This window comes from Blastococcus sp. DSM 46786 (assembly GCF_900109665.1).
Taxonomy (GTDB): domain Bacteria; phylum Actinomycetota; class Actinomycetes; order Mycobacteriales; family Geodermatophilaceae; genus Blastococcus; species Blastococcus carthaginiensis.
Map to the genome: position 1 here is coordinate 96320 of NZ_FOAO01000008.1, position 14205 is coordinate 110524.

11 protein-coding genes are annotated in these 14205 nt (G+C 73.5%); 5 read left to right on the plus strand and 6 right to left on the minus strand.

Annotated elements, in window-relative coordinates; genetic code table 11:
• Window positions 1–247: 247 nt before the first annotated feature.
• A complete protein-coding gene (gene glgX, locus BMW62_RS09135; protein ID WP_091930545.1) occupies window positions 248–2359 on the plus strand; it encodes a glycogen debranching protein GlgX in 2112 nt (703 codons plus the stop codon).
• Window positions 2356–4689: a malto-oligosyltrehalose synthase gene (gene treY / locus BMW62_RS09140; protein ID WP_091930546.1), complete on the plus strand. Its 2334-nt coding sequence runs from the start codon at window positions 2356–2358 to the stop codon at window positions 4687–4689. Before glgX ends, treY begins: the two co-directional genes overlap by 4 nt.
• Before the next feature lie 70 nt (window positions 4690–4759).
• Here the strand turns inward: treY and BMW62_RS09145 are convergent, their stop codons facing one another.
• Window positions 4760–5527 carry a hypothetical protein gene (locus BMW62_RS09145; protein ID WP_091930547.1) on the minus strand — a complete coding sequence of 256 codons (768 nt, stop codon included), beginning with the start codon at window positions 5525–5527 and terminating at the stop codon, window positions 4760–4762.
• Window positions 5528–5662: 135 nt separating this feature from the next.
• Between BMW62_RS09145 and BMW62_RS09150 the strand changes: the two genes are divergently transcribed.
• Complete coding sequence (locus BMW62_RS09150) at window positions 5663–6400, plus strand: adenine nucleotide alpha hydrolase family protein (protein ID WP_139206226.1); 738 nt, start codon at window positions 5663–5665, stop codon at window positions 6398–6400.
• A gap of 12 nt (window positions 6401–6412) precedes the next feature.
• Here BMW62_RS09150 and BMW62_RS09155 read toward each other — a convergent pair whose 3' ends face one another.
• The 5 genes from BMW62_RS09155 to BMW62_RS09175 all read right to left on the minus strand — a co-directional run bounded on the left by BMW62_RS09155 (window position 6413) and on the right by BMW62_RS09175 (window position 11496).
• Window positions 6413–7306 (minus strand): ATP-grasp fold amidoligase family protein, encoded by an 894-nt coding sequence (locus BMW62_RS09155; protein ID WP_091930549.1) that lies wholly within the window; start codon window positions 7304–7306, stop codon window positions 6413–6415.
• 82 nt (window positions 7307–7388) lie between these two features.
• Complete coding sequence (locus BMW62_RS09160; protein ID WP_091930550.1) at window positions 7389–8390, minus strand: ATP-grasp fold amidoligase family protein; 1002 nt, start codon at window positions 8388–8390, stop codon at window positions 7389–7391.
• Window positions 8391–8531: 141 nt separating this feature from the next.
• On the minus strand, window positions 8532–9755 hold the full coding sequence (locus tag BMW62_RS09165) for an ABC transporter permease (RefSeq protein WP_091930551.1): 1224 nt from the start codon (window positions 9753–9755) through the stop codon (window positions 8532–8534).
• The gene (locus BMW62_RS09170) at window positions 9752–10480 is read right to left on the minus strand and encodes an ABC transporter ATP-binding protein (protein ID WP_091930552.1); all 729 of its coding nucleotides are present in this window, start codon (window positions 10478–10480) and stop codon (window positions 9752–9754) included. Before BMW62_RS09170 ends, BMW62_RS09165 begins: the two co-directional genes overlap by 4 nt.
• A complete protein-coding gene (locus BMW62_RS09175) occupies window positions 10477–11496 on the minus strand; it encodes a permuted SH3 domain-containing protein (protein WP_091930553.1) in 1020 nt (339 codons plus the stop codon). The genes BMW62_RS09170 and BMW62_RS09175 overlap by 4 nt, the downstream gene beginning before the upstream one ends.
• Before the next feature lie 223 nt (window positions 11497–11719).
• Here BMW62_RS09175 and treZ point away from each other — a divergent pair, with 223 nt between their 5' ends.
• On the plus strand, window positions 11720–13477 hold the full coding sequence (treZ, locus tag BMW62_RS09180; protein WP_091930554.1) for a malto-oligosyltrehalose trehalohydrolase: 1758 nt from the start codon (window positions 11720–11722) through the stop codon (window positions 13475–13477).
• Window positions 13477–14205, plus strand: a complete 729-nt coding sequence (locus tag BMW62_RS09185; protein WP_091930555.1) for a dihydrofolate reductase family protein — start codon at window positions 13477–13479, stop codon at window positions 14203–14205. Before treZ ends, BMW62_RS09185 begins: the two co-directional genes overlap by 1 nt.

Consider the following 14205-nt stretch of genomic DNA (forward strand, 5'->3'; position numbering starts at 1 on the left):
CCCGGCGGGCACGCGGCCCCCGGCCGGGCCTGCGCACGACGCCCTCTGCGGTCCGCCGCGGGGGGCGTCGTCGTCTCCCGGCGGTCCCCGTACGCCGGGTCGCCAGTCTCACTGCCCGCGCAGGTGTGGCGGGCCCCGCGGGCGGGCAACCGGGTCCCGACGTCCGTCCCCGACCCGGGCGCGCGAGCATGTACCCGGGTCACCCGCCCCTAGCCCCGGGGCGCCCTGCGCAGGAGGAATTCCCCAGATGACCCAGGTGTGGCCCGGAAGTGCCTACCCCCTCGGCGCCACCTACGACGGCACCGGGACCAACTTCGCGATCTTCAGCGAGGTGGCCGAGAAGGTCGAGCTGTGCCTCTTCGACGACGAGGGCAACGAGGAGCGCATCCGCCTGCCGGAGATGGACGGCTACGTCTGGCACGCCTTCCTCCCCGGTGTCCACGCCGGGCAGAAGTACGGCTTCCGCGTGCACGGTCCGTACGACCCCGCGCAGGGGCTGCGCTGCAACCCGAACAAGCTCCTGCTGGACCCGTACGCCAAGGCGATCGACGGCCAGGTCGCCTGGGACCCGTCGGTCTTCGGCTACGACTTCGAGACCCAGGAGCGCAACGACGAGGACTCGGCGCCGCACATGCCGAAGTCCGTCGTCGTCAACCCGTACTTCGACTGGGGCGTCGACCGCCCGCCGAAGACCCCCTACAACAAGACGGTCATCTACGAGGCCCACGTCAAGGGGCTGACGATGACCAACCCACGGATCCCCGAGGAACTGCGCGGCACGTACGCCGGCATCGCCCACCCCGCGACGATCGAGCACCTCACCGAGCTGGGCATCACCGCCCTCGAGCTGCTGCCGGTGCACCGGTTCGTGCAGGACGACACGCTGCAGCAGAAGGGCCTGCGCAACTACTGGGGCTACAACACGATCGGCTTCTTCGCGCCGCACGACGAGTACGCCAGCGACACGACGGCCGGCCAGCAGGTCCAGGAGTTCAAGGGCATGGTGCGCGCACTGCACGAGGCGGGCATCGAGGTCATCCTCGACGTCGTCTACAACCACACGGCCGAGGGGAACCACCTGGGCCCCACGCTGTCGTTCAAGGGCATCGACAACCGGGCGTACTACAAGCTCGTCGAGGGCGACGAGCAGTTCTACATGGACTACACCGGCACCGGGAACACGCTCAACGTCCGGACGCCGCAGTCGCTCCAGCTGATCATGGACTCGCTGCGCTACTGGGTCACCGAGATGCACGTCGACGGGTTCCGCTTCGACCTCGCCTCCGCCCTGGCCCGCGAGCTGCACGCGGTCGACCGGCTGGCCACCTTCTTCGACCTCGTCCACCAGGACCCGGTGGTCAGCCAGGTGAAGCTGATCGCCGAGCCGTGGGACGTCGGCGAGGGCGGCTACCAGGTCGGCAACTTCCCGGCCCTGTGGACCGAGTGGAACGGCAAGTACCGCGACACCGTCCGCGACTTCTGGCGCGGTGAGGGCGGGACCATCGGAGAGTTCGCCGACCGCATCTCCGGCTCCTCGGACCTCTACCAGCACTCGGGCCGGCGTCCGATGGCCAGCATCAACTTCGTCACCGCGCACGACGGCTTCACGCTCAACGACCTCGTCTCCTACAACGAGAAGCACAACGAGGCCAACGGGGAGGGCAACAACGACGGCGAGAGCCACAACCGCAGCTGGAACTGCGGTGTGGAGGGCGAGACCGACGACCCGGAGATCCTCCTGCTGCGCGCGAAGCAGCGGCGCAACTTCATCACCACGATCATGCTCAGCCAGGGCGTGCCGATGCTGCTGCACGGTGACGAGCTCGGACGCTCGCAGGGCGGCAACAACAACGGCTACTGCCAGGACTCCGAGCTCACCTGGATCGACTGGGAGAACGTGGACGAGGGGCTGCTCGAGTTCACCAAGAAGGTGACCAGGCTGCGGAGCGACCACCCGACGTTCCGCCGTCGCCGGTTCTTCCACGGCCGGCCCGTGCGCCGCGGGCTGGGCGACCCGGTGCCGGACATCGCCTGGCTCGCCCCCTCGGGCGAGGAGATGGCCGACGAGGACTGGGATGCCGCCTACGCCAAGTCGCTGGCGGTCTACCTCAACGGGGTCGGGATCCGGGAGACCGACGAGCGCGGCGAGTACGTCTCCGACGACCACTTCTACCTGGCCTTCAACGCCTCGCACGAGCTGATCGAGTTCACCCTGCCCAGCGCCGACTACTCGCGGAGCTGGACGCCGGTGCTCGACACCGCCGAGATGCACGAGGTGGAGCCGGTCGACGTGAAGCCCGGCGAGACGATCACCGTGCAGGGCCGCTCGATCGTCGTCCTGACGGGGCCCGCCCAGTGACCCAGCCCATCCAGGTGCCGGGGAGCGAGCGTCGCCGCGGGACCCCCGCGGCGACGTACCGGCTGCAGGTGCACGCCGGCTTCCCCCTCCAGGACGCCGCCGAGGTCGCCGGGTACCTCGCCGACCTCGGCGTCACCCACGCCTACTCCTCCCCGCTGCTCCGCTCGGCCGAGGGCAGCAACCACGGGTACGACACCGTGGACCACGCCCACATCGACGAGGCCCGGGGCGGGCAGGGCGGCTTCGACCGGTTCGTCGCCGCGCTGCACGAGCACGGCCTGGGCCTCGTGCTCGACCTCGTGCCGAACCACATGGGCGTCGACGACCCGGCGGCCGCCCCGTGGTGGTGGGACGTGCTCCAGCACGGGCCGGACAGCGCGCACGCCGCGGCGTTCGACATCGACTGGGAGTTCGGCGGCGGCAAGGTGCGCATCCCGGTCCTCGGCTCCGCGGACGACGTCGAGAAGCTGGAGGTGGTGGACGGGGAGCTGCGGTACTACGACAACCGCTTCCCGATTGCCCCCGGCACCGGTGAGGGGGCCCCGCAGGAGGTGCACGCCCGCCAGCACTACGAGCTGGTCGACTGGCGCCGCGCCGACTCCGACCTGAACTACCGGCGGTTCTTCGCCATCGACACCCTCGCGGGGCTGCGGGTGGAGGACCCGGCGGTCTTCGACGCCACCCACGAGCTGGTGCTCCGGCTCGTGCACGACGGCGCCGTCGACGGTCTGCGCATCGACCACCCCGACGGGCTGGCCGACCCGAAGGGCTATCTCGACCGGCTGGCCGAGGCGTCGGACCACCGCTGGACGGTCGTCGAGAAGATCCTGGAGCCCGGCGAGGACCTCCCCGAGAGCTGGGCGACCGCGGGGACGACGGGGTACGACGCCCTCGCCGAGGTCGCCGAGGTGCTCGTCGACCCGGCCGGCGAGGCGGCGTTCACCGAGCTGGACACGGAGCTGGCCGGTGGGCCGGTCGACTACGCGCAGCTGGTCCACGACTGCAAGCGCGAGGTCACCGACGGGATGCTCGGCTCGGAGGTGGCCCGGCTGGTCCGGGTCATCGGCGAGCTGCCGGGCATCAGCCGCGACGAGCAGACCGAGGCGCTGGCCGAGCTGCTGGCGACCTTCGCCGTCTACCGCAGCTACCTGCCCGACGGCCGGCAGCACCTCGACGACGCGGTCACCGCCGTGCGCACGCGCCGGCCCGACCTCGTCCCCGCGGTCGAGGCCCTGCACCCGGTGCTCTCCCAGGTCGGCGCCGAGGCGGCCACCCGCTTCGAGCAGACCAGCGGCCCGGTCATGGCCAAGGGCGTCGAGGACAGCGCCTACTACCGGTGGGCCCGGTTCGTCGCGCTCAACGAGGTGGGCGGCGACCCCGCGCACTTCGGCGGCACGGTCGCGGAGTTCCACGCCGCCCAGGTGCACCGGCTGGCGGTCGCGCCGCAGTCGATGACCACGCTCTCCACGCACGACACCAAACGCAGCGAGGACGTGCGTGCCCGGCTGGCCGTGCTCGCCGAGATCCCGGACGGGTGGGCGCAGCTCGTGCGCGGCTGGCTCGCGCGGCACCCGCTGGCCGACCGGTCGCTGGCGCACCTGGTGTGGCAGAACCTGGTGGGCGCGTGGCCGCTCTCGCGCGAGCGCGCGCATGCCTACGCGGAGAAGGCCGCCCGCGAGGCGGGCACCGCCACCACCTGGACCGATCCCGACGAGGCGTTCGAGGCGCAGCTGCACGCGCTGGTCGACGCGGCCTTCGACGACTCCACCACGCGCTCGGGGATCGACGCGTTCGTCACCCGCATCGCGCCGCTGGGCTGGTCGAACTCGCTCACCCAGAAGCTGCTGCAGCTGACCATGCCGGGCATCCCGGACGTGTACCAGGGCACCGAGCTGTGGGACTTCAGCCTGGTCGACCCCGACAACCGCCGTCCCGTGGACTACGCCCTGCGCCGACGGCTGCTGGCCGGGCTCGACGGCGGGGAGGTGCCGGCGGTGGACGAGAGCGGCGCGGCCAAGCTGCTGGTCGTGTCACGGACCCTGCGCGCCCGCCGCGACCACCCCGAGTGGTTCGCCGGGTACGACCCGGTGGCGGTCACCGGCTCGGCGGCGGACCACCTGGTCGCCTACGACCGCGGCGGCGTCGTCGTCGTGGGGACCCGGCTGCCGGCGGCGCTCGCCCGGACGGGCTGGGGCGACACGGCCCTGCAGCTTCCCAACGGAGCCTGGGAGGACCTGCTGACCGGCGCCCGGGTGATCTCCGACGTGGCGGGCGTCGCCGCCGACGTGGTGCTCACCCGTCTGCCGGTGGCGCTCCTCGTGCGGGCGTAGGCACGCGTGGGTGGTGCGGGACCACGGTCGGCGCACCACCGGCGCTGCCGGCACCGCACGCCGGCGGCGGTCAGGACGGCGAGGCACCCGGCCGCTGGTCGACGAGCTCGACCGGTCGTGCGGCGGGCCGGACGAGCTGCCGCGAGGCCACGAGCATCGCCGCCAGGAAGACGATGGCGCCGGACATCTCGAGTGCCTCCTCGACCGAGGAGGCGATGACGAACGCCAGGCTGCCCTTCTGGCCGTCGTTGAGGTCGTACGCCAGGCCACCGAGGGCCTCCACGCCGATCGCGCCCCCGACGTAGAGGACGGCGGCGATCACGACGAGCTTCCGGACGCCGGCCGGCAGCGCCCGGAGGAAGCCGAGGTAGGCCAGCGCGAAGGCGAGCACGAGGGGTGCGGCCAGCAGGATCCAGCCGAACGAGAGGATGCCGCGAGCCTCGATCAGCGAGTCGACGATCGCGTCGGCCGACTCGTGCAGCCGGCCCGCCTCGTCGGCGGAGAGGTAGGCGAAGGCGAGGGCGAGGAGGCCCCAGTGCCGCGACCACCGGTCGCCCGCGGCCCGCCGGTTCACCGCGATGCCCCAGATCACCAGGGCGGAGAGCAGCAGCAGCGCCGCGTTGAACCAGGACGCCAGGTTGGCCTCCTCGTCGACGCTGAAGATTCGCAGGAGGCCCTGGAATCCGAAGAACACCGGCTGCCGCGCGCCGCTCTCGAGCTCGGCGGCGATCGCCGGGTCGGTGGCGATCAGCCGGAGCGCCAGGCTGACGAGGTTGATGACGACGGCCAGCGCGCCGAGCGCGACCAGCAGGCGTCGGGTGTTGCCGACCAGCACCATCGTGGATCTCCTGCCGTTCCGAGACCCCCGCGGGCCGTCGTCAATCCGCCGACTTTAGCCGTGGACCCCGGGACTGGCTCCGCGCCCTGTCGCCCGGCACGCGGGCCCACCCCGGCCTGCGTAGCATCCGACCGCATGACCGGACGTGACGGGGAACGGGTGCAGCTCCTGTGGACGGGCGGCTGGGACTCCTCGTTCCGGCTGATGCAGCTGCTGCTCGTCGAGGGGCGCGCGGTGCAGCCGATCCACGTGCTCGACACCGGCCGGCCCAGCACGCTCTTCGAACTGCGCGCCATGGAGGCCATGCGGGCGGGCCTGCTCGCCCGGCTGCCGGACCCCGCCCTCCTGGCCCCGACCCGGTTCGTGCTGGCCAGCGACCACCCGCCCGGGCCGCGGGACGCCGAGATCGGGGAACGCCTGCTCCGGGAGACCTCCATGGGCACCCAGTACCTCTGGCTCAGCGGGCCGGCGGCGGCGCTCGACTGGTCGGGTGTCGAGCTGTGCATCGAGCGCTACGAGTCCGGTCTCAGCGACTGGCAGCGCCGGGTGTTCGACGAGCCCGGCCGGCTCGACGGCTCCCCGGAGTCCGAGCTCTTCCGGTTCTGGTCGTTCCCCGTCATGCACCTGACCAAGGAGGAGATGCGGGAGATCGCGCGGTCGCACGGTTTCCTCGACCTGCTCGTGCTGCGCTGGTCCTGCTTCCGCCCGCTGGACGGCCGGCCCTGCGGCCGGTGCCGGCCCTGCCGGCTGACGCACGATGAGGAGGTCCGGTTCGCCAACCCCGTTCTCGTCGCGGCGCGCGACCTCGCGCGCAAGACGCGGAAGGGGCTGCGCGAGCCCGCCGCGGCGCTGGCGCTGCTGCGCCGCCGCTGACGCCGCGGGGGCTCAGCGCGACAGCGTCGGCAGGGACCAGCGCGATCCGAGCCATGCGTCGAACGCCGCGGGCTCGAACCGGGTGACGCCTCCGCCCGGGTACGGCGTGAGCTCGCCGAACCAGATCGTGCCCCCCGAGCTGTAGAGGTCGACTCGCATGAAGTCGACGTCCCGGGCGAGCACCTGTGCCGCGTGCAGCATCGCGGGAAGGTTCGCCGGTGCCGCGGTCGGGGATCCGCTCGGCACGGTCTTCTGGACGGGGAGGGGCTCCCAGTCGGCGGTGTAGTAGTTCCGCACGTGGTCGCTCGTGGACCTGCCCCGGTCGACCTGGACCGCGGCGACCTGCCCGTGGAAGACGAAGAATTTGTAGTCGTCCAGGGGCTCGCCCCCGCCGATGGCCTCCTCGACGAGGAGCAGCTTCCGGGCGCTGCTGTACGCCCACTCCCCCAGCAGCACGCCCTGGTCGTCCCGCAACCAGTCCCGCGTCGCCGCGACCGTCGATGCGTCGACCGCCTGCCCGGCCGCCCCGAACTGCACCAGACCGCTGCGGTGGTTGGGCTTGAGCACCCAGGCCCGGTCGAAGGCACGGCCGGCCACCGCACCCAGGTCCGCCCCCGACCACAGCGTCTCGGGCACGGCCACGCCGGCCGCCTCCCGGAGGCGGTGGGCGTGGTCCTTCATCGCCAGCTTGTCGCACGTCCACGCCAGCTCGGGCCGGCGGTCGCGCAGGATGCGCCAGTTGACCTTCTCGGAGAAGGTCCGCGGGTGGCGCAGGCGGGGCAGCTGCCGGTGCCCGGCCAGGTACAGGTAGCGCCGCCGGGCAGTCGGGGGCAGCAGCCCGGCGATCCGGCGGTGCGCCGGCTGGAGGCAGGAGCGGAGGACCGCGTTCAGGTGGCTCCGGGGCATCGAGGTCCTTCTGCGCGGGACGCCGGCGGGCCCGGCGACATCCTGGCCGTGCGGGCACAGGAGCCCCACGGTCCCGCAGACACTAGCCGGGGTAGCTGCTACCGGCACCCGTCCGTCCGGGGACGACCACGCCGCCCGCGCTCCCGGCCGGCGTGGTCGGGACCTCCGGCCGGGCGTCCGCCGGGGCACCGCGGTGCGAGGACGTCGGCAGGGACCACAGCGATCCGAGCCACGCGTCGTAGGAAGCCGGCTCGAACCGGGTGACGCCGCCGCCCGGGTACGGCGTGAGCTCGCCGAACCAGACCGTGTCCCCCGAGCTGTAGAGGTCGACCCGCATGAAGTCGAAGGGGCGCCCTAGCACCTCGGCCGCGTGCAGCATCGCGGCCAGGTTCCCCGGCGCTGCGGTCGGCCACCCGCTCCGAACCGTCTTCTGCACGGGGAGGGGCTCCCAGTCAGGGGTGTGGAAGGTCCGCACGTGCTCGTTCGTGAACCTGCCCCGGTCCACCTGGATGGCGGCGACCTTCCCGCCGAAGACGAAGAACTTGTAGTCGTCCAGGGGCTCACCGCCGCCGATGGCCTCCTCGACGAGGAACAGCTTCCGGGCCCGGCTGTAGGCCCACTCCCCCAGCAGCACGCTCTGGTCGTCCCGCAGCCAGTCCCGCGTCGCCTCCACCGTCTCGATGTCCACCGCGTCCGGGGCTGCCCCGAACCGGACGAGGCCGCTCCGGTGGTTGGGCTTCAGCACCCAGGCGCGGTCGAACGTCTCACCCACGACCGCTGCCAGGTCGTCGCCCGACCACAGCGTCTCGGGCACGGCCAGGCCGGTGTCCCGCTGCGAGAGGTAGGCGTACTCCTTCATCGCCAGCTTGTCGCACGTCCACGCCAGCTCCGGCCGGCGGTCGCACAGGATGCGCCAGTTGACCTTCTCGGAGAACGTCCGCGGATCCCGCAGGTGGGGCAGCTGCCGGTGCCCGGCCAGGTACAGGTAGCGCCGCCGGGTGGTCGGGGGCAGCAGACCGGCGATCCCGCGGTGCAGGGGCTGCAGGTAGGCGCGGAGGACCGCGTTCAGGTGGCTCCGGGGCATCACGAAATCCTTCTGCGCGGGACGCCGGCATGCCCGGCGTGCTTCTGGCCGTGGCGGGCAGTGGCCGCCGCGGCACAGAGCGTAAGAGCGGGGACCCGTTCCTGCGTCCCTCGGTGGGGGGAGGCAGGGCAGGGGGGCCACTCAGAAACGGATCGCGTCGATGACCTTGGCGCGGACGGCGATGATCGCCGGCAGCAGCCCGGCGAGCGCGCCCACTGCCGTCGCCGCGACCAGCCCCTCGACAGCCGCGGCGACCGGGAAGCCGGGAGCATCGGCCAGCGGGATGCCGTCGTTCAGCCACTGCTCGAGCGGCAGGTTGCGCACCAGCACGATCGACGCACCCACGGCGGCGACTCCGGCGAGCGCGGTCGCGCAGACGCTCTCCAGCATCACCGCGGAGAAGATCCGGCCGGAGGTCGCACCGAAGCTGCGCCGGACGCCGATCTCGCGGATCCGCTGCCGCACCGTCACCAGGCCGATGTTGAGCACGCCCAACCCGCCGAGCACCAGCACGACGATGCCGGCCCCGCGGATGGCCAGCCGCAGCATCGCCAGGGTCTCCTCCATCCCGGAGGCGTCCTGGCGGAAGGCGTCCACCTGGACCCCGCCGAGCGCGGCGCCGAGGTCGCGGGACACGACCTCCATCACCTGGTCGGCCTGGTCCGGGGGCACCCACAGCTCCAGCGTGCTCGGCCCGCCGTACATCGCCTGGGCGGGATCGACCGCGCCGGCGTCGCCCCACGGCCCCCCGGAGCGGTCGACCCGGTAGACGATCGGCTCGCTGCCCCACCCCTCGCGGACGACGCCCACGATGGTGGCGCGGACCGGCGCCGGCCCGCCCAGGACGACGGTGGGGCGGCTCGAGAGGTCGGGAATGCCGAGGGCTTCGAGGAACGCCTCGTTGACCACGAGCGCGGGGCTCAGCGCGGTGCGGTCGCCTTCCCGGAACCAGCGCCCCTGCACCGGTTCCTTGCGGTGCAGGTCCCCGTAGGCCGGTGAGACGCGCATCGTCTGCATCCGCTGGGTGCCACCGGGCATGCGGTAGAGGCCCTCGCCGTAGGAGATGCTGGCCGCCGTGGCGATGCCGTAGCGGTCCACCAGCTCGGTCACGGCGGCGTCCCACTCCGCCGGGTCCGGCGGCATGCCGGTCGTGGGGTCGTAGGCGTTGACGGCGATGGTCGCCGGCCGGCCCGCACCGCGCTCCGCCGACTCCTGCTGCACCTGGGCCACGATGAGCCCGAGCGCGGTCACCGTCGTCATCGCGAAGACGGCGAGGAAGACGCCGACCAGGGACAGCACCACGCGGCTCTTGTGCACGCGGACCTCGTCCCAGGCCTCCGAGAGCGCGCCGAGGACGCCGGTCACCCGGTGCCCCGGTCGGACGTCGCGGCGTCCAGGGCGCCGGCCTCGACCAGCGGGGCGAGCCGGCCGGCGTCCAGCCGGAACCGCCGGTCGGCCAGCGCGGCCACGGAGAGGTCGTGGGTGATGGTGACCAGCGCAGCGCCGTTCTCCGCGGTGGCCCGGGCGAGCAGTTCCATCACCTGCGCACCGGTCTCCACGTCCAGCGCCCCGGTCGGCTCGTCGGCCAGCACGACCCGCGGCGCGCGGACGAGGGCGCGGGCGATCGCCACCCGCTGCTGCTCGCCGCCGGAGAGCCGCTCGGGCACCTGGTCGGCGCGGGCGCCCAGCCCCACCCGCTCCAGCATCTCGGCCGCGGTGCGGCGGCGGCGCAGGAAGTCGCGGCCGCGGGCGTACAGCAGGGGAGCGGCCACGTTCTCCACCGCCGTCCGCCGCGGCAGCAGGTTGAACTGCTGGAAGACGAAGCCGAACACCTCGCCGCGCAACCGCGAGCGGCGCCGGGCGCGGAGGTGGTCGGTGGGTTCGCCGTCGAGCAGGTAGCCGCCGGCCGTGGGAGTGTCGAGCAGGCCGAGGATGTTCAGCAGCGTGGACTTGCCCGACCCCGAGCGGCCGACGATCGACACGTGCTCACCCGGGGCGACGTCGAGGTCCACTCCGGTGAGGATCGGCAGCACGGTCCCGTCGGGGAGGTCGACCTCCCGGCTGATGCCGCGCAGCGACAGCAGGGTCATCCGAACGGCCCGCCGCTCATCGGGTCCTCGACAGAGTCGTCGGGCACGGGCACGAACTGGAGGACCTGCTCGCCCTCCGCCAGCCCCTCGCGCACCTCGATCTGGTCACCGTCGCTGAGCCCGAGGACGACCGACCGCTCCTCCTGTGCGCCGTCGTCGCGGACGACCCAGACGTTGCCCTGCTGCACCGACCCCTGCACGGCGGTGATCGGCACCACCAGGACGTCCTCGGCGGTGCCGGCGGCCACCGCCACCGTCGCCGTCATGCCCGCGAACACGGTGACGCCGGCCGGCACCGCGCAGCGGGCGGTGGTCCCACCGGAGGGCATCGGGGCCGGGAAGCCGCCGCCGCCGTCCTCTCCCGGTGAGGCCGGGGATCCGGCGCCGAGCGCGAGTCCGGTGCAGGTGAACGGGGCGGGACCGCCCTGGACCGTGACCTCCGCCGTCGAGGGCGGGGCCAGCAGCCGGAACTGCTCGGCCTGGGTGAGCGACGCAGTCACCGAGAGGGTCCCCGGGGAGATCTCGCCGAGCTCGTCGCCCACCGACACCACCTGGTCGACGAGCGCGTCCATCGCCGTCACGGTGCCGCCGCTGGGCGCGGGCACGGTGACCGTGCGCACCTTCGGCGGCCGCGGCGTCATCGTGGGGTTGCCCTCGGCGTCGGTGCCGGCGACCGGCTCCTGCTCCTCCTCGACGCGGATCTCCAGCACCCCCTGCCCGGCCGCGAGCGTCCCGCCGCGCGGGACGAGCACCCGCCGCACGGTGCCGGCGGCGGTGGCCCGCACCGGCACCGCGTCGTCGGCGACGACGGTGCCGGTCACCGTGACCGTGTTCGCCACGGTGCCGCGGGCGACCGGGATCACCGGCGCGGTGAGGTCGAGCGTCGGCGCTCCCGGCCCGGTCGGGGTGCCGCCGTCGCTGCCGCCCCGGAAGGCCAGGACCACGAGCGCCACGGCGATGACCGCCCACACCAGCAAGCGCAAGGCGGGGAAGACCAGGGTGCGGACCGTGCCCACGGGCATACCTCCGGCGATGGGGTACCGATCGGTACCGGTCGCGCGGGAGGATAGCGCGTGAGCGGGCGGTCACGGCCCGTTCCGGTCGCGGTACGCGCTGCGCCGTCCCGGCGGCGGTCCGGGTGTCGCCGTGCACGCCACCGCCCGGCCGGCGGACGGTTCGACGGCCGCCGTCCGGGCAGAACACCGTCAGTTCCCGCCCGACCCGTCCTGGAGGCCCTGCATGCCCGCACCCGTCGAGTTCACCGTCTGGGCACCGCTGCCCGAGCGCGTGCGGGTCCAGGTCGACGGCACCGTCCACGACATGCGGCGGGACGACGGCGGCTGGTGGCGCACCGAGGTCGAGGCGCGGCCCGACGCCGACTACGGCTTCCTGCTCGGCGACGACGACGGGAAGGTCTACCCGGACCCCCGCTCCCGCCGCCAGCCCGACGGGGTGCACGGCCTCTCCCGCCGCTTCGACCCCTCGGCGCACGCGTGGGGGGACCGCGCCTGGACCGGCCGCCCGCTCGCCGGCGGCGTGGTCTACGAACTGCACGTGGGCACGTTCACCCCCGAGGGCACGCTGGACTCGGCGATCGCGAAGCTCGACCACCTCGTCGACCTCGGCGTCGACTTCGTCGAACTGCTCCCGGTCAACGGCTTCGACGGCACCCGCAACTGGGGCTACGACGGCGTCCTCTGGTACACGGTGCAGGAGACCTACGGCGGCCCCGCCGCCTACCAGCGGTTCGTCGACGCCTGCCACCAGCGGGGACTCGGCGTGATCCAGGACGTCGTCTACAACCACCTCGGCCCGTCCGGCAACTACCTGCCGGCGTTCATGCCGGTCTTCAGCGAGGGCGGCGCGAACACCTGGGGCGAGTCGGTCAACCTGTCCGGGCCGGACTCCGACGAGGTGCGCCGCTACATCCTCGACAACGCCCTCATGTGGCTGCGCGACATGCACGTCGACGGGCTGCGCCTCGACGCCGTGCACGCCCTGGTCGACGAGCGGGCCACCCACCTGCTGGAGGAGATGGCCGAGGAGGTCGACCGGCTCTCCGCCGCCGTCGGCCGGCCGCTGACCCTGATCGCCGAGAGCGACCTCAACGACCCGCGGATGGTCACCCCGCGGATCGCGGGCGGCACCGGCATCCACGCCCAGTGGAGCGACGACTTCCACCACGCGCTGCACGCCACGCTGACCGGCGAGGGCCAGGGCTACTACCGCGACTTCGCCGAAGCCGGGCTGGGCGGGCTGGCCAAGACGCTCACCGGTGCCTTCTTCCACGACGGTGCCTGGTCGAGCTTCCGCCGCCGCCACCACGGCCGGCCGGTGGACACCGCGCACCTGCCCGGCTGGAAGTTCCTCGGCTACCTGCAGGACCACGACCAGATCGGCAACCGGGCCGTCGGCGACCGCATCTCGGCGTCCCTCTCCCCCGGGCTGCTCGGCGTCGGCGCGACCCTCGTGCTGACCAGCCCCTTCACCCCGATGCTCTTCATGGGCGAGGAGTGGGGCGCGACCACGCCGTGGCAGTTCTTCACCAGCCACACGGACCCGGAGATCGGGCGGGCGACCGCGGAGGGCCGCAAGGGCGAGTTCGCCGAGCACGGGTGGGACGCCGACGAGGTGCCCGACCCGCAGGACCCGGAGACCTTCCACCGCTCCACGCTCGACTGGAGCGAGCCGGGGAAGGAGCCGCACGACCGGTTGCTGGCGCTGCACCGCTCGCTCCTGGCGCTCCGCCGCGCCCACCCCGAGCTGGTCGACCCGGACCTGGCGTCGGTCGAGGTGACCTGGGACGACGCCGACCGCTGGCTGGTCGTGCACCGCGGCACGCTGCGGGTCGCGGTGAACCTCGCCGACCAGCCGCGCGAGGTCGACCTGGACCGCCGGGTGGGCGAGGTCCTCTTCTGCACCGGTGAGCTGCCCGAGGTGGACGGCGAGACGGTGACGCTGCCGGCCGAGAGCGCCGCCGTGCTGGCCATCCGCTGATGCGCCGGCTGCTGCCCGATCCGGCACCACTCGACGCCGACGGGCTGGTGGAGGCCTACCGCATGCCGCCCGGTCGCTCGCTGCGGGTGAACGTCATCGCCTCGCTCGACGGCGCGATCACCGTCGACGGGGCGAGCGAGGGGCTGGGCTCCCCTGGCGACCGGCGGGTGTTCCAGGTGCTGCGCGCGCTGGCCGACGTCGTCCTGGTCGGGCACGGCACCGCCTCGACCGAGGGCTACCGCCCGGTGCTACCGGGCTCCGCCGTCGGCCGGCTGCGGGAGTCGATCGGCCGGCCGCCGACGGCGCCGATCGCGGTCGTCTCCCGGCGGGCGTCGCTCGACCCGGCGAGCGGCCTGGTCACCGACGCCGTCTCCCCCGCGATCCTGATCACCTGCGGGGCCGCCGACCCCGATCGCCGCGCGGCGCTCGCCGCCGCCGGCGCCGACGTGCTGGTCTGCGGCGACGACGACGTCGACCTGCCCGCCGCGCTGGCCGCCCTCGCCGCCCGCGGCCTGGAGCAGGTCACCTGCGAGGGCGGGCCGCAGCTGCTGCGCAGCGCCCTGTCCGCCGGCGTCGTCGACGAGCTGGACCTGTCGATCGCCCCCGCTCTGGTCGGCGGCGAGACCCGGCTCCTGGACGCCGCCCTGGGCGCCCCCGCCCGGCTGGAGCTGCGCCAGTTGCTCGAGGAGGACGGGATGCTCTTCACGCGTTACGCGCTCGGCGCGTAG